General features: G+C 72.8%; 25 protein-coding genes, 1 tRNA gene and 1 pseudogene. 21 read left to right on the plus strand and 6 right to left on the minus strand.

The features are described from left to right. Positions 1-28 precede the first annotated feature (28 nt). Positions 29-880 carry an alpha/beta fold hydrolase gene (locus ACTMS9_RS03895; RefSeq protein ID WP_441147407.1) on the minus strand — a complete coding sequence of 284 codons (852 nt, stop codon included), beginning with the start codon at positions 878-880 and terminating at the stop codon, positions 29-31. Positions 881-952: 72 nt separating this feature from the next. Continuing rightward, on the minus strand, positions 953-2179 hold the full coding sequence (locus ACTMS9_RS03900) for a hypothetical protein (RefSeq protein WP_441164142.1): 1227 nt from the start codon (positions 2177-2179) through the stop codon (positions 953-955). A gap of 82 nt (positions 2180-2261) precedes the next feature. Here ACTMS9_RS03900 and ACTMS9_RS03905 point away from each other — a divergent pair, with 82 nt between their 5' ends. The 7 genes from ACTMS9_RS03905 to ACTMS9_RS03935 all read left to right on the plus strand — a co-directional run bounded on the left by ACTMS9_RS03905 (position 2262) and on the right by ACTMS9_RS03935 (position 8621). After that, a complete protein-coding gene (locus ACTMS9_RS03905) occupies positions 2262-3221 on the plus strand; it encodes a TatD family hydrolase (RefSeq protein ID WP_441164143.1) in 960 nt (319 codons plus the stop codon). Between the two features lie 32 nt (positions 3222-3253). After that, on the plus strand, positions 3254-4123 hold the full coding sequence (gene rsmA, locus ACTMS9_RS03910) for a 16S rRNA (adenine(1518)-N(6)/adenine(1519)-N(6))-dimethyltransferase RsmA (protein ID WP_441164144.1): 870 nt from the start codon (positions 3254-3256) through the stop codon (positions 4121-4123). A gap of 9 nt (positions 4124-4132) precedes the next feature. Beyond that, the gene (locus tag ACTMS9_RS03915) at positions 4133-4273 is read left to right on the plus strand and encodes a hypothetical protein (protein WP_441147399.1); all 141 of its coding nucleotides are present in this window, start codon (positions 4133-4135) and stop codon (positions 4271-4273) included. Beyond that, on the plus strand, positions 4270-5223 hold the full coding sequence (locus ACTMS9_RS03920; RefSeq protein ID WP_441164145.1) for a 4-(cytidine 5'-diphospho)-2-C-methyl-D-erythritol kinase: 954 nt from the start codon (positions 4270-4272) through the stop codon (positions 5221-5223). The genes ACTMS9_RS03915 and ACTMS9_RS03920 overlap by 4 nt, the downstream gene beginning before the upstream one ends. 311 nt (positions 5224-5534) lie before the next feature. Beyond that, positions 5535-7337 (plus strand): ABC-F family ATP-binding cassette domain-containing protein, encoded by a 1803-nt coding sequence (locus ACTMS9_RS03925; RefSeq protein ID WP_441164146.1) that lies wholly within the window; start codon positions 5535-5537, stop codon positions 7335-7337. A 115-nt stretch (positions 7338-7452) separates the two neighbouring features. Further along, on the plus strand, positions 7453-7908 hold the full coding sequence (locus tag ACTMS9_RS03930; protein WP_334569734.1) for a DUF4383 domain-containing protein: 456 nt from the start codon (positions 7453-7455) through the stop codon (positions 7906-7908). A 236-nt stretch (positions 7909-8144) separates the two neighbouring features. After that, on the plus strand, positions 8145-8621 hold the full coding sequence (locus ACTMS9_RS03935) for a DUF4383 domain-containing protein (RefSeq protein WP_357608260.1): 477 nt from the start codon (positions 8145-8147) through the stop codon (positions 8619-8621). A 12-nt stretch (positions 8622-8633) separates the two neighbouring features. Here ACTMS9_RS03935 and ACTMS9_RS03940 read toward each other — a convergent pair whose 3' ends face one another. Beyond that, the gene (locus tag ACTMS9_RS03940; RefSeq protein ID WP_441147647.1) at positions 8634-9311 is read right to left on the minus strand and encodes a TetR family transcriptional regulator; all 678 of its coding nucleotides are present in this window, start codon (positions 9309-9311) and stop codon (positions 8634-8636) included. A 117-nt stretch (positions 9312-9428) separates the two neighbouring features. Then, positions 9429-10385, minus strand: a complete 957-nt coding sequence (locus ACTMS9_RS03945) for an acyl-CoA desaturase (RefSeq protein ID WP_441164147.1) — start codon at positions 10383-10385, stop codon at positions 9429-9431. A gap of 120 nt (positions 10386-10505) precedes the next feature. Here ACTMS9_RS03945 and ACTMS9_RS03950 point away from each other — a divergent pair, with 120 nt between their 5' ends. From ACTMS9_RS03950 to cysN, 9 genes are all read left to right on the plus strand, one after another. Continuing rightward, the gene (locus ACTMS9_RS03950; RefSeq protein WP_441164148.1) at positions 10506-11336 is read left to right on the plus strand and encodes a helix-turn-helix domain-containing protein; all 831 of its coding nucleotides are present in this window, start codon (positions 10506-10508) and stop codon (positions 11334-11336) included. Positions 11337-11382: 46 nt separating this feature from the next. Then, positions 11383-11454, plus strand: a tRNA-Gln gene (locus ACTMS9_RS03955). 102 nt (positions 11455-11556) lie between these two features. Then, positions 11557-13086 carry a bifunctional UDP-N-acetylglucosamine diphosphorylase/glucosamine-1-phosphate N-acetyltransferase GlmU gene (gene glmU, locus ACTMS9_RS03960; RefSeq protein WP_441147389.1) on the plus strand — a complete coding sequence of 510 codons (1530 nt, stop codon included), beginning with the start codon at positions 11557-11559 and terminating at the stop codon, positions 13084-13086. 51 nt (positions 13087-13137) lie between these two features. Beyond that, positions 13138-14118 carry a ribose-phosphate diphosphokinase gene (locus ACTMS9_RS03965; RefSeq protein WP_238449438.1) on the plus strand — a complete coding sequence of 327 codons (981 nt, stop codon included), beginning with the start codon at positions 13138-13140 and terminating at the stop codon, positions 14116-14118. 287 nt (positions 14119-14405) lie between these two features. Beyond that, positions 14406-15113 (plus strand): 50S ribosomal protein L25/general stress protein Ctc, encoded by a 708-nt coding sequence (locus tag ACTMS9_RS03970; RefSeq protein ID WP_441147387.1) that lies wholly within the window; start codon positions 14406-14408, stop codon positions 15111-15113. A 102-nt stretch (positions 15114-15215) separates the two neighbouring features. Next, on the plus strand, positions 15216-15806 hold the full coding sequence (gene pth, locus ACTMS9_RS03975) for an aminoacyl-tRNA hydrolase (RefSeq protein ID WP_280839723.1): 591 nt from the start codon (positions 15216-15218) through the stop codon (positions 15804-15806). A 117-nt stretch (positions 15807-15923) separates the two neighbouring features. Further along, the gene (locus ACTMS9_RS03980) at positions 15924-16742 is read left to right on the plus strand and encodes an inositol monophosphatase family protein (protein WP_441147645.1); all 819 of its coding nucleotides are present in this window, start codon (positions 15924-15926) and stop codon (positions 16740-16742) included. A gap of 79 nt (positions 16743-16821) precedes the next feature. Then, positions 16822-17736 carry a sulfate adenylyltransferase subunit CysD gene (cysD, locus tag ACTMS9_RS03985; protein ID WP_441164149.1) on the plus strand — a complete coding sequence of 305 codons (915 nt, stop codon included), beginning with the start codon at positions 16822-16824 and terminating at the stop codon, positions 17734-17736. Continuing rightward, positions 17736-19064: a sulfate adenylyltransferase subunit CysN gene (gene cysN, locus ACTMS9_RS03990; RefSeq protein WP_441164150.1), complete on the plus strand. Its 1329-nt coding sequence runs from the start codon at positions 17736-17738 to the stop codon at positions 19062-19064. The genes cysD and cysN overlap by 1 nt, the downstream gene beginning before the upstream one ends. Before the next feature lie 108 nt (positions 19065-19172). On the opposite strand, the pseudogene galK reads toward cysN, so the two are convergent. Together galK and galE are read right to left on the minus strand one after the other, a co-directional pair. Further along, positions 19173-20322 (minus strand): annotated as a pseudogene (gene galK / locus ACTMS9_RS03995) (galactokinase). Next, on the minus strand, positions 20319-21248 hold the full coding sequence (gene galE / locus ACTMS9_RS04000; protein WP_246158277.1) for a UDP-glucose 4-epimerase GalE: 930 nt from the start codon (positions 21246-21248) through the stop codon (positions 20319-20321). The pseudogene galK and the gene galE overlap by 4 nt, the downstream one beginning before the upstream one ends. 229 nt (positions 21249-21477) lie before the next feature. On the opposite strand from galE, the gene ACTMS9_RS04005 reads away from it, so the two are divergent. The 5 genes from ACTMS9_RS04005 to ACTMS9_RS04025 are packed head-to-tail and all read left to right on the plus strand — an operon-like array spanning position 21478 to position 25500. Then, positions 21478-22491 (plus strand): hemolysin family protein, encoded by a 1014-nt coding sequence (locus ACTMS9_RS04005; protein ID WP_154939724.1) that lies wholly within the window; start codon positions 21478-21480, stop codon positions 22489-22491. A 33-nt stretch (positions 22492-22524) separates the two neighbouring features. Next, positions 22525-23550: a tryptophan--tRNA ligase gene (gene trpS, locus ACTMS9_RS04010; RefSeq protein WP_441164151.1), complete on the plus strand. Its 1026-nt coding sequence runs from the start codon at positions 22525-22527 to the stop codon at positions 23548-23550. A 43-nt stretch (positions 23551-23593) separates the two neighbouring features. Then, positions 23594-24139, plus strand: a complete 546-nt coding sequence (locus ACTMS9_RS04015; RefSeq protein WP_246157988.1) for a 2'-5' RNA ligase family protein — start codon at positions 23594-23596, stop codon at positions 24137-24139. A 55-nt stretch (positions 24140-24194) separates the two neighbouring features. Next, positions 24195-25130, plus strand: a complete 936-nt coding sequence (locus ACTMS9_RS04020) for a YihY/virulence factor BrkB family protein (RefSeq protein WP_441147379.1) — start codon at positions 24195-24197, stop codon at positions 25128-25130. A gap of 1 nt (position 25131) precedes the next feature. Beyond that, positions 25132-25500 (plus strand): GntR family transcriptional regulator, encoded by a 369-nt coding sequence (locus ACTMS9_RS04025; protein ID WP_154939716.1) that lies wholly within the window; start codon positions 25132-25134, stop codon positions 25498-25500. The last annotated feature ends 50 nt before the right edge of the window (positions 25501-25550 follow it).

The following is a 25550-nucleotide window of genomic DNA, read 5'->3' on the forward strand; positions in this document are numbered from 1 at the left end:
CGCGCCGCCGATCTTTCCGCCTCCGCCGTCAGGCGCGGGCCATGCTGGGCTGGCTGACGAAGTCCAGGATCGCCTTGGTGACCTCGTCGGCGTGCGTCCAGGGTGTGCCGTGCGGGGCGCCCTTCAACGTGATCAGCTGGCTGCCCGGCAGCATCGGCTGGAGCCGCTGCCCGGTCGCCGGGTACGGCAGCACGTTGTCCTTGTCGCCCTGCACGATCAGCACCGGCACGTCGATCCTGGGCAGGTCGCCCCGGAAGTCGGTCTGCCAGGCGTCCACGCTGTCGTGGGTGCCTTTCGCCGAGGCCATCGTGCCGATGTTCCAGTGCGCCCGGTACGCCTCCTCGCTGACCCACCTGCCCTTGTTCTCCGAGTAGTTGAAGAAGGCGTCGCAGAAGGACGTCAGGTAGGCGAACCGGTCGGCCAGGATGGCCTGCTGGAAGCCGTCGAAGAGCTGCTTGTCGACGCCCTCCGGGTTGTCGGCCGTCTTCAGCAGGAACGGCGCCAGCGGCGCCAGCAGCACCGCCTTGCTCACCCGGCTCGACCCGTACGTGCCCAGGTAGCGGGTCACCTCACCGGTGCCCATCGAGTGCCCCACCAGCAGCACGTCCCGCAGGTCCAGCTGGGTCATCAGCACGTCGAGGTCCGCGCTGAAGGTGTCGTAGTCGTACCCCGTCGCCGGCTGGCCGGACGCGCCGAAGCCCCGCCGGTCGTACGTGATCACCCGGTAGCCGGCGTTCAGCAGCGGGATGGAGACCTTCTCCCAGGTCGCGCCGTTGAACGGGAACCCGTGGATCAGCACCACCGGCTGGCCCGAGCCGTGATCCTCGTAGTACAGGTCGATGGGGGCGGCGTTCTCCGCCCCGACGGTGATGAAAGGCATGCGGGTCTCCTGATCCGTGGAAGTCGGACGCCCGCGCTTTCCCGACCCGCTGCCCGTTATGCGCTCCCGGCTCTACAGCACGTACGGCTGGTCCACCACCTGGTCGTCGGTGACCTCAGCCCCCGGCGCCCACGTCTCGTAGACGCCCCGTTCGTGGCACTGCGACCCGGTGCCGACCACCGAGTCCGGGTCCGGGCGGCACAGCCGCAACCGCAGCCACCCCGCCTCCTCCCGCAACACCAGGCACGGCACGTCCCGCCAGCGCGCGTACCGCAGCCGCCGGGCCACCCACTCCACCGGGTAACGGGCGGCCCGGGTCATCGCCAGTACCCGGAAGCCGCCGGGCAGGTCGGCCACCGCCTCGTACTCGGTGCCGCCGTGGCCGCCGACCAGTTGCGTGGAGCGGGGTGCGTCGCCGGTGGGCAGGTACTCCTGGTCGGGGGGGAGCTCCGGCACCGCGGCGAGCAGGTGCCGCCACTGCGGGCCGACCATCCGCAGCCAGCCGCGCTGCTCCGCCTGGTAGCTGTAGAGCACCACCTCCACCCCCTCCGCGGTGTACGCGAGCAGGGTGGCGTTCGCCGGCAGCGGCAGGTCGGCGCAGTCCCGGGTGACGAACTCCGGGATCAGCTGCGCGTTGCTCGGCACGAAGCCGGTGCCCAGCACCGGCGGGCCGAGCCGGTCCCGGGGCGGCAGCGCCAGCAGCCCCCGGTGCGCCGGGCCGACCGGCACGTCGTAGTCGACCGGGTCGGCCGCCCGCCAGCGCAGCACGTACGCCACGTCGTCGCCGCCGCCCGCGCCATCGCCGCGCAGCACCGCCAGCGCCGCCGGCGTACGCAGGTGCGCCACGTCGTGCTCCCGGTAGCAGAAGCCGTGCGGCAGCCAACCCCGCACGTAGCCGGCGAGCTGCTGGGCGGAGAGCACCTTCACCATCCGGGTGCCGCGCCGCACCACCGCCGAGGCGCGGACGGTGGTGAGCGTCGGGTCCCCGGCCGCCGTCGGCTGCTGGCTGAGCTGGTGCACATACGCCCAGCCGCGCTCCCGGTGCAGCGGCACCAGCAGCGGCGCCTCCGGCTCCTCGGCCGGCTCCGCCGCCCCCTGCACCGCACCGATCTCGGTCACGTGGACGAACCTGCGCCACGGCAGCGCCGAGCCGGGCCGGGGCGCCCACTCGAAACCGGGTGCCTCGTCGGCGCGGAACAGCTCGTACGCCGCGCCCCGGGCGATCTCCTCCGCCGGGTACGTCGTGCCTTCGTGGACGACACGCAACCCGGTGTCGCTGGCCTGACGGGTGACGGTCATCCTGCAGACGGTAATCGCGGTTGATGCCAGGCCGGTGAACAGTCGATGGCGTCCCGGAGACATGGCCCGGTGGCGGTGTGTGATGCTGGCCGCGATGAGTGAGCCGACCGAAACCCGCAAGCAGCGGGCCGCCCGCCGGGCCGGGGAGTTCCCGCCCGCGCCGGAGGCGTTGCCCCGCCCCGTGCTCGACAGCCACACCCACCTGGACATCACGGTCAGCGAGGCGGGGGTGCCTCCGCGAGCGCGAGGAGTGAGCCGGGGTTGCGAGCCCCGCAGTCGCGAGCACGACGAGGACGGCGGCGGTCCCGCCGACGACCCGGTCGCCGCCGCGATCGAGGTGGCCGCCGCCGTCGGCGTGGACCGGCTGGTCCAGGTCGGCGTCGACGTGGACTCCTCGCGCTGGGGCGCCGGCGTCGCCGAGAAGTACCCGGCGGTGCTCGCCACCGTCGCGCTGCACCCGAACGAGGCGCCCCGGCTGGCCGACCTCGACGAGGCGCTGCGCGAGATCGAGGCGCTCGCCGCCCGGGACCGGGTCCGGGGCGTCGGCGAGACCGGGCTGGACTTCTTCCGTACCGGCGACGAGGGGCGGGCCGCGCAGGAGGGGAGCTTCCGGGCGCACATCGCCATCGCCAAGCGGTACGGCAAGGCCCTGGTGATCCACGACCGGGACGCGCACGCCGACGTGCTGCGCGTCCTCGACGACGAGGGCGCGCCGGACACCGTGGTGCTGCACTGCTTCTCCGGCGACGCCGAGTTCGCCGCCGAGTGCGTCCGCCGGGGCTACCTGCTCAGCTTCGCCGGCACCGTCACCTTCGGCAGCGCCGGTACGCTGCGCGAGGCCGCCGCGCTCACCCCGCTCGACCAGCTCCTGGTGGAGACCGACGCGCCGTACCTGACCCCGATGCCGCACCGGGGGCGGCCGAACGCGTCGTACCTGATTCCGCTGACGGTCCGGTTCCTGGCCGATACCACCGGCGCGGACCTCGACGAACTCTGCGCCGCCATCTCCGCCACCGGCGACCGGGTCTTCGGCCCGTGGTGAGCGGGCCCGGTCCCGCCGATACGCTACGGGGCGTGACCGGACTCCTCGGCCCGGCGGAGATCCGGGAACTGGCCGCCCGGCTGGGCGTCGCCCCCACCAAGAAGCTCGGCCAGAACTTCGTGCACGACCCGAACACGGTCCGCCGGATCGTCACCGCCGCCGGGCTGGCCCCGGACGACGTGGCGCTGGAGGTCGGGCCGGGGCTCGGCTCGCTCACCCTGGCCCTGCTGCCGGTCGCCGCCCACGTGCACGCCGTGGAGATCGACCGGACGCTGGCCGGCGCGCTGCCGGAGACCGCCGCCCGGCACGCCGGCTCGGACGCCGCCCGGCTCACCGTGCACCACGCCGACGCGCTGCGGGTCCGCGCCGCCGACCTGGCCGAGCCGGCCCCGACCGCGCTGGTGGCGAACCTGCCCTACAACGTCGCGGTGCCGGTGGTGCTGCACCTGCTGGCCGAGCTGCCCACCCTGCGGCAGGGCCTGGTGATGGTGCAGAAGGAGGTCGCCGACCGGCTAGTCGCCGGTCCCGGCTCCAAGGTGTATGGCATCCCGTCGGTGAAGCTGGCCTGGTACTCCCGGGCCCGCGCCGCCGGCAAGGTGCCACCGAACGTGTTCTGGCCGGTGCCCAACGTCGACTCCGGCCTGGTCGCCTTCACCCGCCGCGAACCGCCCCGCGCCGACGTCCCCCGGGAACGCGTCTTCGCCGTGGTGGACGCCGCGTTCGCGCAGCGCCGCAAGACTCTGCGCGCCGCGCTGGCCGGCTGGGCCGGCGGCGCCGACCGGGCCGCCGCGGCGCTCACGGCGGCCGGCGTCGACCCCGGCGCGCGCGGGGAGTCACTCACCGTGGAGCAGTTCGCCGCCATCGCCGCGTCGGCTCCGGCCGCCGCGCCCGCCGCGCAGTAGGCTGGCGCCGTGTCCGCCGGGGGCACTCCGCACGTGTACGCGTACGACCTGGTTGACGGCCGCCGCGAGCCGGCCGCCGACTCCGCCGAGGAGCTGATCGTGGAGAAGCCGTTCGACATCCGCCCGCGCCGGCGGGAACTCGCCCCGTGACCGAGGCCTGGCGACCGGACGACGACGAGCAGCAGCGGCGCGGCGCCAGCGGACCGGTCCGCGTCCGGGTGCCGGCGAAGGTCAACCTGCACCTCGGGGTGGGGCCGTTGCGCCGCGACGGCTACCACGAGCTGAACACCGTCTACCACGCCATCTCCATCCACGACGAGCTCACCGCCCGCCGGGGCGACACGCTCACCCTGACCATGGAGGGCGAGGGCGCCGGCGAGCTGGCCCTGGACGACACCAACCTGGTGATCCGGGCCGCCCACGCCCTCGCCGGGTACGCCGGGGTGATGCCGCACGCCCGGCTGCACCTGCGCAAGCAGATCCCGCTCGCCGGTGGCCTGGCCGGCGGCAGCGCCGACGCGGCCGCGGCGCTGGTCGCCTGCGACGCGCTCTGGGGCACCGGGCTGTCCCGCGACGAGCTGGCCGGCATCGCCGCCGACCTCGGTTCGGACGTGCCCTTCCTGATCCACGGCGGCACCGCGCTGGGCACCGGCCGGGGCGAGGCGGTCAGCCCGGTGCTGGCCCGCCCCACCTCCTGGCACTGGGTGGTCGCCATCGCCGACGGCGGCCTATCCACCCCGGCGGCCTACCGGGAGCTGGACCGGCTCCGCGACGCCGGCAGCGCCGGTGAGCCGCTGGGCAGCACCGACGCGCTGCTCGCCGCGCTGCGCCAGCGCGACCCCCGGGTGCTCGCCGCCACCCTCGGCAACGACCTCCAGGACGCCGCGCTGGCGATGCGCCCGTCGCTGGCCGACACCCTCAAGGCCGGCGAGGCGGCCGGCGCGCTGGCCGGCATCGTCTCCGGCTCCGGCCCCACCTGCGTCTTCCTCGCCACCGACGCCGCCCACGCCGAGCGGATCGCCGGCGATCTGGAGGCGGCCGAGGTGTGCCGGGAGGCCCGGGTCGCCCACGGGCCGGTCGCCGGAGCCCGCATCACCTGACCGGCGCGCCCCGCGCCCCCGACGCCTCGGGCGCCGGCCTCGCCCGGCGAGCGCCACGGCGCGTTGCGCACGCAAGATCGACTCCAGGTCGGCAACACGGGGGTGTCCGGGTGACGGGGACACCCCCGTTCCGGCGACCCGGAGTTGATCGTGGGCGCCGGGCCGGGGCGGCCGAGGGGACCCCTGTGCAGGGCAGCGTGCCGGCCCGAGCCGCGCGGGGCGGGCGGCCGGGCGGTCCGCGTACCCTTGGAGGTCAGGCGTCCCCAGGTGCCAGCCGGCACCGGGACGCCTTGATCATGGGAGGTGAGGTCGTGGCCAACATCGTCAACCTGGACCGGGTGTCCAAGGGGTACGGCGCTGCCGGGCCGCTGCTCACCGACGTCTCGCTCGGCCTCGACGACGCCGACCGGATCGGCGTGGTCGGCCTCAACGGCGCCGGCAAGTCCACCCTGCTGCGGCTGCTCACCAAGCAGGAGGAACCGGACGACGGCCGGGTCACCCACCGCCGCGACCTGCGGGTCCTCTGGCTGCCGCAGAGCCTCACCCTCGCCCCCGAGGCCACCGTCCGGGACGTGGTGCTCGGCACCGCCTGGCTCGGCCAGAGCATGGGCGCCGAGCACGAGTGGGCCGGCGACGCCGGCGTCCGGGCCATCCTCGACGGCCTCGGCATGCCGCACCTCGGCCTCGACCAGCCCGTCGGCCCGATGTCCGGCGGCGAGCGGCGCCGGGTCGCGCTGGCCGCGCTGCTGGTCCGCGAATCGGACCTGCTGATCCTCGACGAGCCCACCAACCACCTCGACGTCGGCGGGGTCGACTGGTTGGCGAAGTACCTGGTCGGCCGCAAGGGCGCGCTGGTCGTGGTCACCCACGACCGGTGGTTCCTGGACGCGGTCTGCACCACGACCTGGGAGGTCGGCGACCAGGCCGTCCGCGCCTACGAGGGCGGCTTCGCCGCCTGGACCCTCGCCCGCGTCGAGCGGGAGCGGGTCGCCGCGGCCACCGAGGCCCGCCGGCAGAACCTGCTCCGCAAGGAGATCGCCTGGCTGCGCCGCGGCCCGCCCGCCCGTACCTCCAAGCCGCGGTTCCGGATCGACGCGGCCAACGCGCTCATCGCCGACGTCCCGCCGCCGCGCGACACCATGTCGCTGCAACGGCTCGCCACCGCCCGGCTCGGCAAGCAGGTGTACGACCTGGAACACGTCCGCCTGAACGCCGGCCCGAAGGAGATCCTGCACGACACCACCTGGCAGGTCGGCCCCGGTGACCGGATCGCCATCCTCGGCCGCAACGGCGCCGGCAAGACCACCCTGCTGCGGCTGCTCGCCGGCCTCACCCGGCCCGACGGCGGCCGGTTCCACACCGGCTCCACCGTCCGGCCCGCGTTCCTGTCCCAGGAACTGGCCGAACTCCCGGGCCACCTGCGCGTCCTGGAAGCCGTCGAGGAGATCGCCCGCCGGGTGCAGCTCGGCGACCGGGAGATCTCGGCCGCCCAGCTCGCCGAGATCTTCGGCTTCGACGACCGGCGGCTCTGGACGCCGGTCAGCGACCTCTCCGGTGGAGAGCGCCGCCGGTTGCAGATGCTCCGGCTGCTCGCCGGCGAGCCCAACGTGCTCCTGTTCGACGAGCCCACCAACGACCTGGACACCGACACCCTGGCCGCGCTGGAGGACCTGCTCGACTCCTGGCCCGGGACGATCATCGTGGCCAGCCACGACCGCTACCTGATCGAGCGGGTCACCGACGTCGCGTACGGGATGTTCGGCGACGGCCGGCTGGTGCACCTGCCCGGCGGGGTCGACGAGTACCTGTCGCGGGCCGGCGGTGCCGAGCCGGCGCGGCTCCCGGCGGCTCCCACGGCCGCCCCGGGCGCCGCGGCCCCGACCGGCATGTCCGCCGCCGAGGCCCGGCAGGCCCGCAAGGAGTTGAGCCGGCTGGAACGGCAGATCGCCAAGCTGGATCAGAAGGAGACCGGGCTGCTCGACCAGCTCGCCGCGCACGCCACCGACTACGCCAAGGTCGCCGAACTCGACGCGCAGCTCAAGGAGGTGCGCGCCGAGCGGGAGCGGACCGAGGAGACCTGGCTCACCCTGGCCGACGAGATCCCGCCGGTCTGACCGCCGCCGCGCGTCCGTCCCGCCAGGAGGCGGGGGCCGTGTGCGGCGTCACATCCCGGCGTGCGGGACAATCGTCGTCGACCTCTCTCATCCCCACGGCGTTGGAGACTCAGACATGGCCCATACCCCCGTCAACCACCCCGCGCGGCCGATCTACCGGGCGATCGGCGGGCTCGTTGGTCTGTACCTGGTGGTCTTCGGTGTGCTCGGCGTCATCGCGAGCGCCGGCAACGACCTCTTCGCCCAGGATGACACCAAGGTCCTGGGTCAGGGGACGAACCTCGGATTCTCGCTGCTGAGCATCCTGCTCGGGATCGTCGTGCTGGCCGGCACCGTGATCGGCCGCAACCTCGACGTGGCGATCAACCAGTTCCTGGCCTACGGCCTGATGGTGCTCGGCCTGGCCGAGCTGGCGTTCCTGCAGACCGACGCCAACATCGGCAACTTCAGCATTCTCACCGTGATCGTGGTGCTGACGCTCAGCCTGGTCCTGCTGATGGCCGGCATGTACGGCAAGGTCGGCACCGACGAGGAGAAGGAAGCCTTCGAGAAGGCCCGGCTCGTCCTCTGATCCTGGTGGTTGCGCTTCGGGTTGTCGCCGGAGCCCGACCCGCTCCGGGCGGTCAGGCTTGATCCCTGCGCGGGTCGGGCTCCAGCGAAACCGTCCGTGGTCCCGCTTCGTCCGTGGCTTGCTCCCGGGCGGGGCGGGATCTTTCGTTCCGCGCGGCTGCCCGGCTGTTCGCCGGACGGCGGGTCCGGTCTGGGGGATAATCCTCCGGAAAGAGGTCTTCTCGGACGGAGGGGTCAATGGCGCACTTTCCGGTGAACCATCCGGCTCGCCCGCTGTACCGGGTCTTCGCCGGGCTGGTCGGGCTCTACATCCTGGTCTTCGGCGTCTGGGGCGTCTTCGAGACCTGGGGGCAGCCGCTCTTCGACCGGGGCCCCAACTGGGCGCTCGGGCTTCGTACCAACCTGGCGTTCTCGCTGGTCTCCGTGGTCTTCGGGATCGTGCTGATGATCGGGGCGTCCCGGCGCAGCAACCTCGGGCACTACATGAACCTGACCGCCGGCGCGGTCTTCATGGTCACCAGTCTCGCCATGATGTCCGTCCTGCAGACCACCGCGAACTTCCTGAACTTCTCCATGTCCACGGTGATCGTGTCGATGCTCTTCGGCCTGCTGCTGCTCGCCACCGGCCTCTACGACAAGGTCGGCACGGACGAGCACGCCGAAGAGGAACGCCGCCGCCGGCAACACCCGATCTCCGAGGCCGGCGCCCGCTGAACCGGCCGGCGGTCAGGCCCGCTTGCGGGTGATCAGACCCGGCTTCGCCTCCAGGTGGGACAGCCCGTTCCAGGACAGGTTCACCAGGTGCGCCGCCACCGTCTCCTTGCGCGGCTTGCGCACCTCCAGCCACCAGCGGCCCGTCAACGCCACCATCCCGACCAGGGCCTGCGAGTAGAGCTCGGCCAGCTTCGGGTCGTACCCCCGGGTGGAGAACTCGGCCGCCAGGATGTGCTCCACCTGGTGCCCGACGTCGTTCATCACGCTGCTGAAGTTCCCCGTCGCCGCCATCAGCGGCGACTCCCGGACCAACACCCGGAACCCGCTGGTCTCCTCCTCGATGTAGGTGAGCAGCGCCAGCGCCGCCTGCTCCAGCAGCTCGCGCGGGTGCCCGGCGGTCAACGCCGTGGCGATCCGGTCCAGCAGGGCCCGCACCTCGCGGTCGACCACCACCGCGTAGAGGCCCTCCTTGCCGCCGAAGTGCTCGTAGATCACCGGCTTGGACACCTTGGCCCGCGACGCCACCTCCTCGATGGAGGTGGCGTCGAAACCGCGCTCGGCGAAGATCTGCCGGCCGATCGAGATCAGTTGCTCCCGCCGCTGCGCCGCGGACATGCGTACCCGGGAGGTGGGCTTCGCGGCCGGCGCGCCCGCCGCCCGCCGCCGTCCGTCGGTGGCCTCGTCCGCCATCTCGTCACCTCGCCGGCGCTCGGTGACGCCCTGTCGTGGGATGTTCCTGCCGCCGTGCCCGTCTACCTCGGTCACCCGGCCATACTGCCAGGTAACCTCCGCGGGCATCGCCCGGTTTCAGCGCCGTGCGGCCGGCTTCACCAGCTTGGCGGCGATCCGCTCCGGTTTCGGCCAGCGGACGTCCTGCGCCGCGCCGGCCTTCTCCAACAGCCAGATCACCCGGGCGGAGATGTCCACCTGGCCGCGCAGCACGCCGTGCCGCGCGCTCGTCGGGTCGGCGTGGTGCAGGTTGTGCCAGCTCTCGCCGAACGACAGCAGCGCCAGCGGCCAGAAGTTCGATGCCCGGTCGCCCTGCCGCACGGCGAACGGCCGCTCGCCGTAGACGTGGCAGACCGAGTTGATCGACCAGGTCACGTGGTGCAGCAACGCGATGCGGACCAGACCGCCCCAGAAGAGCGCCGTCCACGCCCCGGACCAGGACCAGGTCGCCAGGCCGCCCATCACCGCCGGCCCCAGCACCGAGACCACCACCAGCAGCGGGAAGAGCCGGTCCACCCGCCGGGTGTCCCGGTCGGCCAGCAGGTCCGGGGCGAAGCGGGCCCGGTTGGACAGCTCCCGACCGAACAGCCAGCCCACGTGGGCGTGGAACAGGCCCCGGGCCAGCCCGCGGACGCTCTCGCCGTAGCGCCACGGCGAGTGCGGGTCACCCTCGGCGTCGGAGAACGCGTGGTGCCGGCGGTGGTCGGCGACCCACTGGATGATCTCGCCCTGCACGGCGAACGAGCCCGCCACCGCCAACGCCACCCGCACCGGGCGCGGAGCCTTGAACGAGCCGTGGGTGAAGTACCGGTGGTAGCCGATGGTGATGCCCAGCCCGGAGAGCAGGTACCAGAAGGCCGCGATGGCCAGGTCCGGGCCGCCCAGCCAGCCGCCCCAGGCGACCGGGACGGCGGCGAGCAGGGCCAGGAAGGGTACGACCACGAAGGCCCACAGCGCGATCAGGATGCCCGTGGACTGCGGGCCCTGGGTGAGTGGCTTCGGCCCGGTGGCACTCTCGTCCGTCACGGTCGACATGGCACCTCCCAGCGCAGAGATACGCCTACGTCACCGTAACTTAGGGCTCCGCCCCGATGGAGTGAACAGTTGCGGACATGAATGAAGGGCCTGTCGTACGGCTGTTCTAAGTTCCCTGCCGTGAACGATCCGACCGGTGATGAGGTGCGCCGCCTGCGTACCGAGGAGAAGCTGTCCGTCCGCCAGATCCGGGCCCGGACCGGTCTCGGTCGCAACCGGGTGCACGAGCTGCTGCGCGGGGTGCCGCCGCCGGAGTGGACCCGGCGGCCCAACGCCAAGGACGGGTTGCGGGCGGAGGCGGTGGAGCTGCGCGGTCAGGGCTGCTCGGTGAACGACATCGCCCAGCGGCTCGGGGTGGCCAAGTCGACCGCGTACCAGTGGGTCCGGCACCTGCCGCTCGACGGGAGCGACGAGGCGGCGGCACGACGCCGGGCGCACTCGAACGCGATGACGGACGCCCGGTGGGCCGCCCACCGCGCGGCGCGGGACGAGGCGCAGGCTGCCGCGCATCGGGCGGCAGCCGGCGTGGTGGGTGCGCTGACGGAACGGGATCTGCTGCTCCTGGGCGCGGCGATCTACTGGTGCGAGGGATCCAAGTCGAAGCCGTGGCGACGTCAGGACCACGTTCAGTTCGTCAACAGTGATGCCCGCCTGCTCCGGCTGTTCCTCCGCTTCCTTGAAACGTGCGGAGTCGACCGAAACGTGCCGACCTACCGGGTGAGCATTCACGAGTCCACCGATGTCGTCGCTGCCGAGCAGTGGTGGGTCCACACACTCGAGCTACCGGCCACCCGATTTCAGCGGGCAACGCTGAAGCGCCATCGGCCGACGATCCGCTACAACACGCAGGAGGAGTACCACGGCTGCCTGGTCATCGATGTGCCGCGGAGTCGAGAGCTGTACTGGAGGATTGAGGGCCTCTTCGCAGGGCTCGGTGCAGCGATCACGTAGGGGTGGGGCCGCTGAGAGGGAGGCGCTAAGCTGTCTTGCGTCACAGTCGGCCGTGGTGTAATTGGCAACACCCGGGTCTTTGGTACCCGTGTTTCAGGTTCGAACCCTGGCGGCCGAGCCTTCTCCGATATCGCGCCGCACGTGGGGTATGGGACTAAGCGCCCCGCAGTCTGGTTAGCATGGCCCGCGAGAGTGTCGCCTTCCCGACGGGAGCCACGTCGTGCCCCAGCCCCACCTCCGTACCGTCGTCGTGCTCGCCGCCGGTGAGGGCAAGCGGATGAAGTCGGCGCTGCCCAAGGTGCTGCACCCGCTGCTCGGTCGTACGCTGCTCGGTCACGTGCTGACCGCGGCCGCGCCGCTGGCCGCCGACCGCACCGTGGTGGTGGTCGGTCACGGTGCCGAGCAGGTCCGGGCGCACCTGACCGAGATCGCCCCGGACGCCACCCCGGTCCTCCAAGCGCAGCAGCTCGGCACCGGGCACGCCGTGCGCATCGCGCTGGAGGCGGTGCCGGAGGCCTCCGGCACGGTGGTCGTGATCAACGGGGACGTCCCACTGCTGCGCGCCGAGACGGTGGCCGCGCTGGTGGCGGCGCACGAGGGCGAGGGCGCGGCGGCGACCGTGCTCGCCGCGGAGGTGCCCGACCCGACCGGCCTGGGCCGGATCGTGCGCGACGCCGCGGGGCGGCTGGAGCAGATCGTCGAGGAGCGGGACGCGACCCCGGCGCAACGCGCGCTGCGGGAGATCAACGCCGGCATCTACGCGTTCGACGCGGTGCGGCTGCGGGACGCGCTGGGCAAGCTCTCCACCGACAACGACCAGGGCGAGGAGTACCTCACCGACGTCTTCGGCCTGCTCGTCTCGGCCGGGGAGCCGGTGGGTGTGCACGTCGCCGCGGACCACGTCGAGACGCTGGGCTGCAACGACCGGGTGGAGCTGGCGGGGCTGCGCCGGCTGCTGCGCGACCGGGTCAACGAGGCGTGGATGCGGACCGGGGTGAGCATCCTCGACCCGGAGACCACCTGGATCGACGTCACCGCCACCGTGGAGCGGGACGCGGTGATCGACCAGAACACCCAGCTGCGGGGCACGACGGTGGTCGGCGCGCAGGCGGTCGTCGGGCCGGACGTGACGCTGATCGACACCGTGGTGGGGGCGGCGGCGACCGTGCTGCGCAGCCACGCGGTGGGCGCCGAGGTGGGTCCGGGGGCCAGCGTGGGGCCGTACGCGTACCTGCGCCCGGCCGCCCGGCTGGCCGAGAAGTCGAAGGTCGGCACGTTCGTCGAGGTGAAGAACTCCGAGGTCGGCCCGGGCGCCAAGGTGCCCCACCTGTCGTACGTGGGTGACGCGACGATCGGGGCGAAGGCCAACATCGGCGCCGCGACGATCTTCGTGAACTACGACGGGGTGAACAAGCACCGCACCGTGGTGGGCGAGGCGGCCTTCATCGGCTGCGACACCAGCCTGATCGCGCCGGTCGAGGTGGGCGCGGGGGCGTACGTGGCGGCGGGCAGCGCGATCTCGCAGGACGTGCCGCCGGGCGCGCTCGGGGTGACCCGGGCCCCGCAGCGCAGCATCGAGGGCTGGGTGGCCCGCAAGCGGGCCGGCACGGTGTCGGCCGCGGCGGCGGAGCGGGCGCTGGCGGAGGGTGCGTCGGCCGGTGGCCCGGTCGCAAGGGAAGGTGAGGCAATCCACGGGGACGCCGAGACCGTGGGACGGCCGTCGGCTGCGGGGGATACTGCAACCGAATAGTCCCCGGCTTCCGCCGCCGGGAACCACCGACCAACGGGAGCAGACGGGCCCATGGGCAGCATCGTCGCCGAAAACCGCAAGAGCCTGATGCTCTTCTCCGGACGTGGCTTTCCGGAGCTGGCCAAGGAGATCGGTGAGGTGCTCGGCGTCGCGCCGACGCCTTCCGACGCGTACGAGTTCGCCAACGGCGAGATCTTCGTACGCTTCAAGGACTCGGTGCGCGGTTCGGACGCCTTCGTGGTGCAGTCCGTCACGCACGGGGTGAACACCTGGGTCATGGAGACCCTGATCATGATCGACGCACTGAAGCGCGGTTCGGCCAAGCGGATCACCGTGGTGCTGCCGTTCTACCCGTACGCCCGGCAGGACAAGAAGCACCGGGGTCGGGAGCCGATCTCGGCCCGGCTGGTGGCCGACCTGCTGAAGACCGCCGGCGCGAACCGGATCCTCACGGTCGACCTGCACACCGCGCAGATCCAGGGCTTCTTCGACGGCCCGGTGGACCACCTCTTCGCGATGGACGTGCTGGCCGAGTACGTGGAGCACAAGTACGCCGGCCGGCCGATGACCGTGGTCGCGCCGGACTCCGGCCGGGTGCGGGTGGCCGAGCGGTGGACCGACCGGCTGGGCGGCTGCCCGCTGGCGTTCATCCACAAGACGCGGGACCCGCTGAAGCCGAACCAGGTGGTGGCGAACCGGGTGGTCGGTGAGGTCGAGGGTCGGGTCTGCCTGATCGTCGACGACATGATCGACACGGGTGGCACGATCAGCAAGGCCGCCGACATCCTCAAGGAGTCCGGCGCGGCGGAGATCGTCGTCGCCTCCACCCACGCTCTGCTGTCGGACCCGGCGACCGAGCGGCTGAAGAACAGCCCGATCAGCGAGATCGTGGTGACCAACACGCTGCCGCTCCCGCCGGAGAAGCAGCTCGACAAGCTCACCGTGCTGTCGATCGCGCCGCTGCTGGCCCGGGCGATCCGCGAGGTCTTCGACGACGGCTCGGTGACCACCCTCTTCGGCGGCCTGAGCTGAGCGCGGCGCCGCGGCGGTGACCGCGGCGCGGCACCGTTCCCGCCGGCCGACGCGCCGGCGGGGACGGTGATGAGGGGACTGCCGGAAACCTCGGAATCAGCTCGGGTAGACTGGTGCGGTTGCCACGGCGAGGGTGCCCGGCGGGTCGCTGAAAAGCACCGCACGGAGGCACCGTCATCGACGCGGTGCTCCGGGCAGTCGTTCATGACGCATGAGCCCCAGCGAGCCCCTCGCCCCAGCACCGCAAGACGACAAGCCGCCGTAGCGAAAGCATCAGGAGTTTCCCCGTGTCCGAGGTAAAGATCAGCGCCGAGCCCCGTACCGAGTTCGGCAAGGGTGGTGCCCGTCGTACCCGCCGGGCCGGCAAGGTGCCCGCCGTGCTGTACGGCCACGGCGAGAAGCCCAAGCACATCGCGCTCCCGGCCCGCGAGTTCGCGGCCGCGATCCGCAAGGGCGGCGCGAACCAGCTCTTCGCGATCGAGGTCAGCGACGGCACCCAGGTGCTGGCGCTGCCGAAGGCGATCCAGCGTGACCCGATCAAGGACACCTTCGAGCACGTCGACCTGCTGCTGGTCCGCCGGGGCGAGAAGGTCACCGTCGAGGTCGCGGTCCAGCTGACCGGCGAGGCCGCCAGGGACACCCTGATCGTGCACGACCACGACACCCTCTCGGTGACCGCCGACGCCACCAAGGTGCCGGACCACCTGGAGGCCTCGATCGAGGGCCTGGAGGCCGGCACCCAGGTGACCGCCGCCGACGTGCAGCTGCCGGCCGGCGTCGAGCTGGCTGCCGACGCGGAGCTGTTGGTCGCCTCGGTGACCGCCGCCCCGACCGCCGAGCAGCTCGAGGCGACCCTGCCCGAGGTCGAGGTGGCCGACGAGGAGATCGAGGCCGGGGTCGGCGAGGAGACCGCCGAGTCGTCCGAGGGCGCCGAGGCCGGCGAGCCGGCCGCCGCCGGTGGCGAGGAGAGCGCCGAGGCCAAGACCCAGGCCTGATCGGTTCGCATCGTTTACGGCAGGCGCTCCCAGCGGACAGCGGGGGCGCCTGTCGGCGTATCGGGACAGGTGCGGTGTGGTGCCGGGCGGGAGGGACGGGACGTGACGGACGAGGCGGGGCCGTGGCTGGTGGTCGGCCTGGGCAACCCCGGTCGGGAGTACGCCGGTAACCGGCACAACGTCGGTTTCCTGGTCGCCGACCTGCTGGCGGGCCGGGTGGGCGCGAAGTTCGGCCGGCACAAGCGGGCGGTGGCGGAGGTCGCCGAGGGGCGGCTGGGGTTCGGCGGGCCGAAGCTGGTGCTGGTCAAGCCGCTGACGTACATGAACCTCTCGGGCGGTCCGGTGGCGGCGCTGGCCCAGTTCCACAAGATCCCCGCCGAGCGGGTGATCGCGGTGCACGACGAGCTGGACATCCCGTACGGCCAGCTGCGCATCAAGATCGGCGGCGGCGAGGGCGGGCACAACGGCCTGCGCTCGATGTCGAAGTCGCTGGGGACGAAGGAGTACGTCCGGGTGCGGTTCGGCATCGGCCGGCCGCCGGGGCGGCAGGACCCGGCTGACTACGTACTGTCGGATTTCGGCGCTGCGGAGCGCAAGGAGCTGGAGTTCCTGGTGGACCGGGCGGCGGACGTGGTGGAGTCGGTGGTCACCAAGGGCGTGGAGCCGACGCAGAACGCGTACCACGGGGCCTGAGGGCGGGGCGTACCGGGAACGGGCCGCCCCGGCCGGTAGTCTGCGCCTTCTGGCGTGCCGCGACCCGCGACCCGGATCGCGGCGAGGCGACGGGAGTGGTACGTGGGCAGTCCTCCGATGATCGACGGCGCGTTCGCCCGGTGGCTGGCGGCGCGGGCCGGGCAGGCGTTGCTGGGCTTGCGGGCCGAGATGGGGTTCGCCGACGCGGGCGCCCTGAAGTCGGCCGGGGACAAGGTCTCGCACGACCTGATCCGTACCGAGCTGGCCCGGTGGCGACCCGGTGACGCGGTCCTGTCGGAGGAGGACGAGGGCTCGCGGCTGGCCTGGGCGGCGGAGGTGAACCCCGCGGCGGTGTCCCGGCTGACCGCCGACCGGGTGTGGATCGTCGACCCGCTGGACGGCACCCGGGAGTTCTCCGAGGAGGGGCGCTCGGACTGGGCGGTGCACGTGGCGCTCTGGGCGCGCAACGCGCCGACGCCGCACGGGCTGGTGGCCGGGGCGGTGGGGCTGCCGGCGCAGCACCGGGTGCTCGGCACGGACTACCCGCCGGCGTACCCGCCGCTGACGTTGGAGGCGGCGACCGCGGGTGGTGGACGGACGCTGCGCCTGGCGGCGAGCCGGAGCCGGCCGCCGGTCTTCCTGACCGACCTGGCGGAGGACGTGGGCGCGCACCTGGTGCCGATGGGTTCGGCCGGTGCGAAGATCGCCGCGGTGGTGACCGGTGAGGTGGACGCCTACATCCACGCGGGCGGCCAGTACGAGTGGGACTCGGCCGCCCCGGTCGCTGTGGCGACGGCCACCGGCCTGCACGCTTCCCGGATCGACGGTTCTGCGCTGAAATACAACGAGGCGGATCCGCGGCTGCCGGACCTGCTGGTCTGCCGCAAGGATCTCGCCACTCGGTTGCTTGCAGCGCTGCAGAGACATTCCGGGTAGCCTGAGCGCTTGTTCTTGATGTATCCGACCGGAAAGGTCTGGAATCCATGAGCGGATCCGCGCCGATCGAGACCGTGTCATGACCGCCCCCGCCCGCTTCTACCAGGTCTCCCACCTCGACGCGCTCGAGGCGGAGAGCATCTTCGTGATGCGTGAGGTGGTCGCGGAGATGGAGCGCCCGGTGCTGCTCTTCTCCGGCGGCAAGGACTCCATCGTCATGCTCCGGTTGGCCCAGAAGGCGTTCGCCCCGGCCAACATCCCCTTCCCGGTCATGCACGTGGACACCGGGCACAACTTCCCCGAGGTCCTGGAGTACCGCGACCAGCGGGTCGCCGAGCTGGGCCTGCACCTGATCGTGGCCAGCGTGCCGGAGGCCCTGGCCAACGGCATGGTCCGCGAGTCCGGCGACGGCATGCGCAACCGGATCCAGACCCCGGTGCTGCTGGACGCGGTGGAGAAGCACCGCTTCGACGCGCTCTTCGGCGGCGCCCGCCGCGACGAGGAGAAGGCCCGCGCCAAGGAGCGGGTGTTCAGCTTCCGCGACGAGTTCGGCCAGTGGGACCCGAAGAACCAGCGTCCCGAGCTGTGGTCGCTCTACAACGGCCGGCACCACCCGGGCGAGTCGATCCGGGTCTTCCCGCTCTCCAACTGGACCGAGCTGGACGTCTGGCACTACATCGCCCGGGAGCGCATCCCGCTGCCCGCGATCTACTACGCGCACGAGCGCGAGGTGGTCGAGCGCGACGGCATGCTCTACGCGGTGAACGAGTTCTTCCGCCCCCGTGCGGGGGAGGAGCGGTTCAAGGCCCGGGTGCGCTACCGCACCGTGGGCGACGCCTCCTGCACCGCGGCGGTCCGCTCGGACGCCGACACGGTGGAGAAGGTGATCGAGGAGGTGGCCGCCACCCGGATCACCGAGCGCGGCGCGACCCGCGGCGACGACCGGGTCAGCGAGGCCGCCATGGAGGACCGCAAGCGGGAGGGCTACTTCTGATGAGCACCGAGACCATCGCCGCAGGCGCGGCGGACAGCCGCGCCGCCACCGGGGCCGGGCCGGAGGCCCGGCCGATGGACCTGCTGCGCTTCGCCACCGCCGGCAGCGTGGACGACGGCAAGTCGACCCTGATCGGCCGCCTGCTGTACGACACCAAGTCGCTCTTCACCGACCAGCTCGCCGCCGTCGAGGCGGTCAGCGCGGCCCGGGGTGACGAGTACACCAACCTGGCGCTGCTCACCGACGGCCTGCGCGCCGAGCGGGAGCAGGGCATCACCATCGACGTGGCGTACCGCTACTTCGCCACCCCCCGGCGGAAGTTCATCATCGCCGACACCCCGGGGCACATCCAGTACACCCGGAACATGGTCACCGGCGCCTCCACCGCCGACCTGGCGCTGATCCTGGTGGACGCCCGCAAGGGCCTGGTCGAGCAGTCCCGCCGGCACGCGTTCCTCTGCTCGCTGCTGCGGGTGCCGCACCTGGTCCTCTGCGTGAACAAGATGGACCTGGTCGACTATTCGCAGGAGGTCTTCGAGCGGATCGCCGACGAGTTCACCGCGTTCGCCGCGAAGCTCGACGTGCCGGACCTGACCGTGGTGCCGATCTCCGCGCTCAGGGGCGACAACATCGTCACCCGCTCGGAGAACATGCCCTGGTACGAGGGCCCGTCGCTGCTGCACCACCTGGAGCGGGTGCACATCGCCTCCGACCGCAACCTGGTCGACGTGCGGTTCCCGGTGCAGTACGTGATCCGTCCGCAGTCCATCACCGTCACCGACTACCGCGGCTACGCCGGGCAGGTGGCCTCGGGCGTGCTCAAGCCGGGGGACGAGGTGATGGTGCTGCCCTCCGGCTTCACCAGCCGGATCTCCTCGGTGGAGACGGCGGACGGCCCGGTGGCCGAGGCGTTCCCGCCGATGTCGGTGACCGTCCGCCTGGAAGACGAGATCGACATCTCGCGGGGCGACATGATCTGCCGGCCGAACAACTCGCCGGCGGTGTCGCAGGACATCGAGGCGATGGTCTGCTGGATGGACGAGACCCGCCCGCTCCAGGTCGGCGGCAAGTACGCGATCAAGCACACCACCCGGTCGGCCCGGGCCATCGTGCGCGGGCTGCACTACCGGCTGGACATCAACACCCTGCACCGGGACGAGGCGGCCGGCGAGCTGAAGCTCAACGAGATCGGCCGGGTGCGGCTGCGCACCACCGTGCCGCTGCTCGCCGACGAGTACCGCCGCAACCGCACCACCGGCGGCTTCGTCATCATCGACGAGACCACCAACCGCACCGTCGCCGCCGGCATGATCGTCGACACCGCCTGACCCACCCTCGGGGTTTGCGGACGCACTTACAGAGAAAGAGTGGCTATTCCGACGTGGATAGCCACTCTTTCTCTGTAAGAGGCCCCCGACGTCGGCGGGCGTGGGGGGTTAGTCGAGGCGGGTGGTGCCGGGGGCGGGGAGGACCGTGACGTGGGCGGGGGCGGGGAAGCCGCGGTGGGCGAAGGCGTTCGTCACGGCTCGGGCCACGGGGTCGGCCTGGTCGGCGTCGACCAGGGCGAGGACGCAGCCGCCGAAGCCGCCGCCGGTCATCCGGGCGCCGAGCGCGCCGGCCGCCAGGGCCGCCTCGACCGCGGTGTCGATCTCCGGGACGGTGATCTCGAAGTCGTCCCGCATGGAGGCGTGCGAGGCGGTGAGCAGCGGACCGATCTCGCGTACCCGGCCGGCGCGGAGCAGGTCGACGGTGTCCAGCACCCGCTGGTCCTCGGTCACCACGTGCCGGACCCGGCGGCGGATCTCGTCGTCGTCGAGCCGGGCCAGCGCGGCGTCGAGGTCGGCGACCGGCACGTCCCGCAGCGCCGGCACCCCGAGCAGCGAGGCGGCCCGTTCGCAGGCGGCGCGGCGGGAGGCGTACTCGCCGTCGGCGTGCCGGTGCGGCGCGCGGCTGTCGATGACGAGCACGGCCAGCCCGGCGGCGTCGAGGTCGAACGGGATGTGTTCGACGGCCTCGGTGCGGCAGTCCAGGAAGAGGGCGTGCCCCTCGCGGCAGCGGATCACCGCGGACTGGTCCATGATGCCGGTCGGTGCGCCGACGTAGGCGTTCTCGGCCCGCTGGGCCAGCCGCGGCTGCTTCTCGGCGGGCAGGTCCAGCCCGCCCAGGTCGACCAGGGCGGCGAGCACCGCCGCCTCGATGGCCGCCGAGGAGGAGAGGCCGGAGCCCACCGGTACGTCGGAGGCGATCGCCAGCCGGGCGCCGGGCACGTCGTACCCGGCCTCGCGCAGCGCCCAGACGACCCCGGCCACGTACGCCGCCCAGCCGGTGACCCGGCCCGGCTCGTCGACCTCGGCGGCGCCGAACTCCACCGCCTCGGCGGAGAGCTCCGACCGGACCGTCCACCGCTCACCGGGCTGCGGGGCGGCGGCGACCACGGTCCGCAGGGTCAGGGTTGGCCCGGCCGGGAGCCGCCCAGCGGCCGGCGGGCGGCTCGCCGTACGCGGCGTGGAAGCCGGCGGCGGCGCGGGCCGCGACGTCGCCCGCCGCGGCCCCGGGTGGCGCGGTCTGCGCGGCCGGCCCGCTCATCGCTGCCCCAGCACGTGCGCGCGGTAGAAGGCCCAGGCGTCGCCGACCATGTCGTGCAGGGTCGGCTTCTCCGGCGTCCAGCCCAGCTCCTCGCGGGCCAGCGCGGAGGAGGCGACCAGCTCGGCCGGGTCGCCCTCGCGGCGCGGCGCGATCTCCACCGGCAGCGGGTGGCCGGTGACCTCGCGGACCACGTCGACCACCTGGCGGTTGGTGAAGCCGTTGCCGTTGCCCAGGTTGTAGATCCGGTGCCGGCCGGGCACGGCGGCGCTGAGCGCCAGCAGGTGGGCCCGGGCCAGGTCCGCCACGTGGATGTAGTCGCGCACGCAGGTGCCGTCGACGGTGGGGTAGTCGTCGCCGAAGAGTTGGAGCTTCTCCCGCCGGCCGGCGGCGACGTCCAGCGCGATCGGGATCAGGTGGGTCTCCGGGTCGTGCCGTTCGCCGATCGCCAGGTCGTCGCGGAGGTACGCCCCGGCGACGTTGAAGTAGCGCAGCGAGACGGCGGCCAGGTCGTGGGCGATCGCCTCGGAGGTGAGCGCCATGTCGACGGCGAGCTTGGTGGCCCCGTACGTGTTGGTGGGGGCCTTGACCGCGGTCTCCGGGATGGGCAGCTCGGTCGGGTTGCCGTAGACGGCGGCGGTGGAGGAGAAGACCAGCCGGGGCACCCGGGCGGCGCGGACCGCGTCGATCAGGGCGATCGAGCTGACCGTGTTGGCGTGCCAGTACAGCTCCGGGCGGACCATCGACTCGCCGGCGGCGATCAGCGCGGCGAAGTGCAGCACCCCGTCGAAGCCGGCCTCCGGGGTGAGCACCCGGGCAGCCTCGTGGACGGGCAGTTCGACGTGGGTGGCGTCCGGCGCGAGCGCGGCCCGGTGGCCGGTGCGCAGGTCGTCGAGGACCGTCACGTCGTGGCCGTTGTCGAGCAGCATCCGGGTCACCACGCTGCCGATGAAGCCGGCGCCGCCGGTGACGAGCAGTTTCACGTCGGGTCCTCCTGCCTGGCCGCGTCCCGTCGCGGCCGTTCGTGATCACCCTACGGCCGCACGCTGTGCACGCGCTCAGCGTCGCGGCCCCGCCTCATTCCATCACAAACCTTCACGACTGAACAGATCCGAACATCGCCGGTCGGCGGTGACGCGCAGCCTTACCATCTTTTCCATGCGGGAAGCGGGCGGTCCCGGGCTGCGTCGACGCGCGTCGGGGCGGCCCCGACGCCGGCCCGGGCCGATCGCCCGGACGGTGGCCCGGCTCGTCGTCCGGGCCGCCGACGGCGCCACCCGCCTCGTCACCGACCTGCTCGGTGCCAGCCCGGCGGCCGGTCGGGAGCGGATCAGCGAGGACGAGCTGCGCGACCTCGTCGCGGCCAACACCCGGCTCCACCCGGACGAGCGGCGGATCATCGACGAGGTGCTGGTGGCCGGCGCGAGCCTGGTCCGCGAGGTGATGATGCCCCGCACCGAGGTCGTCTTCCTCTCCGCCGGGCTGACCATCGCCGAGGCCGAGCGGGTGGTCCGGGCCGAGACGCACACCCGCTACCCGGTGGTCGACGGCACCCAGGACGACGTGGTCGGCTTCGTGCACCTGCGGGACGTGCTGCTCCGCCCCGACCTCGACCCGTGCACCACCGTCGGCGAGCTGACCCGCGAGGTCAAACAGCTGCCCGGCAGCAAGCGGGTGCTCGCCGCGCTGACCGAGATGCGCAAGGAGGGACACCACCTGGCGGTGGTGGTCGACGAGTACGGCGGCACCGCCGGCATCGTCACGTGTGAGGACCTGATCGAGGAGCTGGTCGGGGAGATCCACGACGAGTACGACGGCGACCCCGAGCCCGCGCACGCGGGACTGCCCGCCGTGGTGGACGGCCGGCTCAACCTCGCCGACTTCGCCGAGCGCACCGGGGTGCCGCTGCCCGTCGGGCCGTACGAGACGGTCGGCGGCTACCTGATGGCGGCGCTCGGCCGGCTGCCGGTGGCCGGCGACGAGGTGCCGGTGTCCCCGGTCGACGCCGAGGCGCCGGACGAGCCGGTCGACGGCTGGCTGCTGCGGGTGCTGGCCCTGGAGGGGCGCCGGGTGTCCCGGGTCGCGGTCTCCGCGGCGCGCCTGCCGGAGCAGCGGCGCGAGGTCACCACCCCCGCCGGGCCGGCGGCGAGCCGACCCGCCGGCCCGTCATGACGTACGCCGGGCGTTGCTGACAGAATTGCCGTCATGTCCGACGTTCCCGCCCGCCCGCGCGTCTTCTCCGGCATCCAGCCGACGGCCGACTCGTTCCACCTCGGCAACTATCTCGGCGCGGTGCGGCACTGGGTGGCGCTGCAGGAGACCCACGACGCGTTCTACTGCGTGGTCGACCTGCACGCGATCACCGCGGGGCACGACCCGGCCGTGCTGAAGCAGCGCTCCCGGGTGGCCGCCGCGCAGCTCTTCGCGGTGGGGATCGACCCGGAGCGCAGCACCCTGTTCGTCCAGTCGCAGGTGCCCGAGCACTCGCAGCTGGCCTGGGTGCTCGGCTGCATCACCGGTTTCGGCGAGGCCAGCCGGATGACGCAGTTCAAGGACAAGTCGCAGAAGCAGGGCAGCGAGCGGGCCAGCGTCGGCCTCTTCACGTACCCGATCCTGCAGGCCGCCGACATCCTGCTCTACCAGGCCAACGCGGTGCCCGTCGGCGAGGACCAGCGCCAGCACCTGGAGCTCTCCCGCGACCTGGCGCAGCGGTTCAACTCGCTGTTCGGCCCGACCTTCACGGTGCCCGCCCCGCACATCGTCAAGGACACCGCGAAGATCACCGACCTGCAGGATCCGACGGCGAAGATGTCCAAGTCGTCGTCCTCGCCGGCCGGCATCATCGACCTGCTCGAGGAGCCGGCCCGCTCGGCCAAGAAGATCCGCTCCGCGGTCACCGACACCGGCCGCGAGATCGTCTTCGACACCGAGACCAAGCCGGGCATCTCCAACCTGCTGACCATCTACTCGGCGCTGTCCGGCCGGAGCATCGACGACCTGGTCGCCGCGTACGCCGGCAAGGGCTACGGCGACCTCAAGAAGGACCTCGGCGAGGTGGTCCGGGAGTTCGTCAGCCCGATCCAGGAGCGCACCCGCGCCTACCTCGACGACCCGGCGCAGCTGGACAAGCTGCTCGCCGCCGGCGCCGAGAAGGCCCGCGCGGTCGCCGTGCCGACCCTGCGCGCCGCGTACGACCGGATCGGGTTCTTCCCCCCGGTCCGCTTCGAGTAGCGGCTCCGGGCCGACGGGTACGGGTGGAGGGGTGGCGCGGAGCGTGGATCGCAGGGACGGGGCGCCGGTGGACGGCGGCACCATCCAGATCGGGATCGCGGTGGACGTCCCGGAGCCGTGGGGCGGCATGCTCACCCGGCGCCGGGCCGAGTCCGGCGACCCGCAGGTGGTCCCGGCGCACGTGACGCTGCTCGGGCCCACCGAGATCCCGGTGGCGGCGCTGCCGGCGGTCGAGGAGCACCTGAGCCGGGTGGCCGCCCGGCACCTGCCGTTCACCCTGCACCTGCGGGGCACGGGAACGTTCCGGCCGGTGACCCAGGTGGTGTTCGTGACGGTGGCCGCCGGGATCAGCGAGTGCGAGCTGCTCGCCGCCGCCATCAACGCCGCACCCGAGCTGCACCGGGAGGCCCGCTTCCCGTACCACCCGCACGTCACCGTCGCGCAGGACGTCGCCCCCGAGGCGCTGGACCGGGCGTACGAGGACCTGGCCGACTTCTCGGCCATGTTCGAGGTGGACTCGTTCACGCTCTTCTCGCACAGCGGTGCGACCCGGTGGCAACCCCGCCGGGACTTCCGGCTCGGCGGCTGACCGGGCCGGTGGCCACAGGCCCGCCCCGCGGCGGGAGATCGGTGAGGATGACGTGGTGGACGCGTGGGGCCGGCTGACGGGCGGGATCGACCGCCGGTTCACCACGGCCCGGCACCGGTGGCCCCGCTTCGACCACCTCTGGCGGGCCATCGACCTCTACACCAACGTGCTGGGCGGGCGGCTGGCCGCGGCGATCGCCTACTACGGGTTCTTCGCCGTCTTCGCGCTCGCCCTGGTGGCGTACTCGATCTTCGGGGCGATCCTGGAGGACAACGACGAGGTCAGCGACGCCGCGGCCGACTTCCTGCGGGAGAACCTGCCGTTCCTCGACCCCGAGCAGATCGCCGAGAGCAGCAACACCGTCGGGGTGATCGGCCTGGTCATCCTGGTCTTCACCGGGATCGGCTGGGTGGAGGCGATCCGCTCCTCGCAGCGGCTGATGTACGGCTTCAACCAGCAGCCCGGCAACCTGGTGGTGCGCCGCCTGGTCGACCTGGGCGTCCTGGTGCTGGTCTTCGTGATGCTCGGCGTCTCGGTGGCGGCCGTCGACGCCCTGGAGTCGCTGCTGCGCTTCCTGCTGCGGGCCACCGGCTCGGTCGGGCTGACCACGGTCAGCGCGGCGCTCAGCGTGGTGGTCAACGCGGTGCTGGCGACGGCGCTGCTGGTGGCGGTGCCCCGGCTGCGGATGAGTCGCCGGCGGCTGCGGCCGGTGGTGCTGATCGTCGCGGTGGGCATCACGCTGCTCAACACCGTCGGGCGCTACTACGTGGTGCGCACCGAGCGGAACCCGGCGTACACGGTGGTGGCCGGCGCGGTCGGGTTGCTGCTCTACCTGTACCTGCTCAACCAGTTGGTGCTCTTCGGCGCGGCGCTCGCCGCGACCAGCCGGCACGGGCGGGTGGTCGACCTCTCCGACGGGCCCGTCCCGGCGGACCTCGACGTCGAAACGGACCCGGACACCGATCCGGGGACGCCGGGAGGGGCGGGCTGACGTGCTGATCGAGATCGACCCGGGCTCGGCGGTACCCCCGTACGAGCAGGTGCGCGGGCAGTTGGCCGCGATGGTCGGCGACGGGCGGCTGCCGGTGGGCACCCGGCTGCCGCCGGTGCGCCAGTTCGCCGCCGAGCTGGGGCTGGCGGCGAACACCGTGGCGCGGGCGTACCGGGAGCTGGAGGCGGCCGGGCTGCTGGAGACCCGGGGGCGGCACGGGACGTACGTCGCGCCGGGCCGCGACGACGCGACCGACCGGTTGCAGCGGGCGGCGGCCCGGTACGCCGACGAGGCGGTGCGGCTGGGCGTGCCGCCGGATCGGGCACTCGCCCTGGTCCGCGCCGCTCTCGACGCCGCCCGCCCGGGCTGAGTCGACGGACGAACAGGTCAGGAAACGGACCGATGCGCGAACCGGCAGTT

It is taken from the genome of Micromonospora sp. L31 (assembly GCF_052068075.1).
Taxonomy (GTDB): Bacteria; Actinomycetota; Actinomycetes; order Mycobacteriales; family Micromonosporaceae; genus Micromonospora; species Micromonospora purpureochromogenes.

Coding starts and splice junctions, on each gene's coding strand:
- ACTMS9_RS03965 (WP_238449438.1), top strand. CDS start 13,138: ATGGGCAGCATCGTCGCCGAAAACCGCAAGAGCCTGATGCTCTTCTCC.
- ACTMS9_RS04005 (WP_154939724.1), top strand. CDS start 21,478: ATGCGGGAAGCGGGCGGTCCCGGGCTGCGTCGACGCGCGTCGGGGCGG.
- trpS (WP_441164151.1), top strand. CDS start 22,525: ATGTCCGACGTTCCCGCCCGCCCGCGCGTCTTCTCCGGCATCCAGCCG.
- ACTMS9_RS03930 (WP_334569734.1), top strand. CDS start 7,453: ATGGCCCATACCCCCGTCAACCACCCCGCGCGGCCGATCTACCGGGCG.
- ACTMS9_RS03940 (WP_441147647.1), bottom strand. CDS start 9,311: ATGGCGGACGAGGCCACCGACGGACGGCGGCGGGCGGCGGGCGCGCCG.
- ACTMS9_RS03945 (WP_441164147.1), bottom strand. CDS start 10,385: ATGTCGACCGTGACGGACGAGAGTGCCACCGGGCCGAAGCCACTCACC.
- cysN (WP_441164150.1), top strand. CDS start 17,736: ATGAGCACCGAGACCATCGCCGCAGGCGCGGCGGACAGCCGCGCCGCC.
- ACTMS9_RS03905 (WP_441164143.1), top strand. CDS start 2,262: ATGCTGGCCGCGATGAGTGAGCCGACCGAAACCCGCAAGCAGCGGGCC.
- galE (WP_246158277.1), bottom strand. CDS start 21,248: ATGCTGCTCGACAACGGCCACGACGTGACGGTCCTCGACGACCTGCGC.
- ACTMS9_RS03980 (WP_441147645.1), top strand. CDS start 15,924: ATGATCGACGGCGCGTTCGCCCGGTGGCTGGCGGCGCGGGCCGGGCAG.
- cysD (WP_441164149.1), top strand. CDS start 16,822: ATGACCGCCCCCGCCCGCTTCTACCAGGTCTCCCACCTCGACGCGCTC.
- ACTMS9_RS03935 (WP_357608260.1), top strand. CDS start 8,145: ATGGCGCACTTTCCGGTGAACCATCCGGCTCGCCCGCTGTACCGGGTC.
- ACTMS9_RS03895 (WP_441147407.1), bottom strand. CDS start 880: ATGCCTTTCATCACCGTCGGGGCGGAGAACGCCGCCCCCATCGACCTG.
- ACTMS9_RS03900 (WP_441164142.1), bottom strand. CDS start 2,179: ATGACCGTCACCCGTCAGGCCAGCGACACCGGGTTGCGTGTCGTCCAC.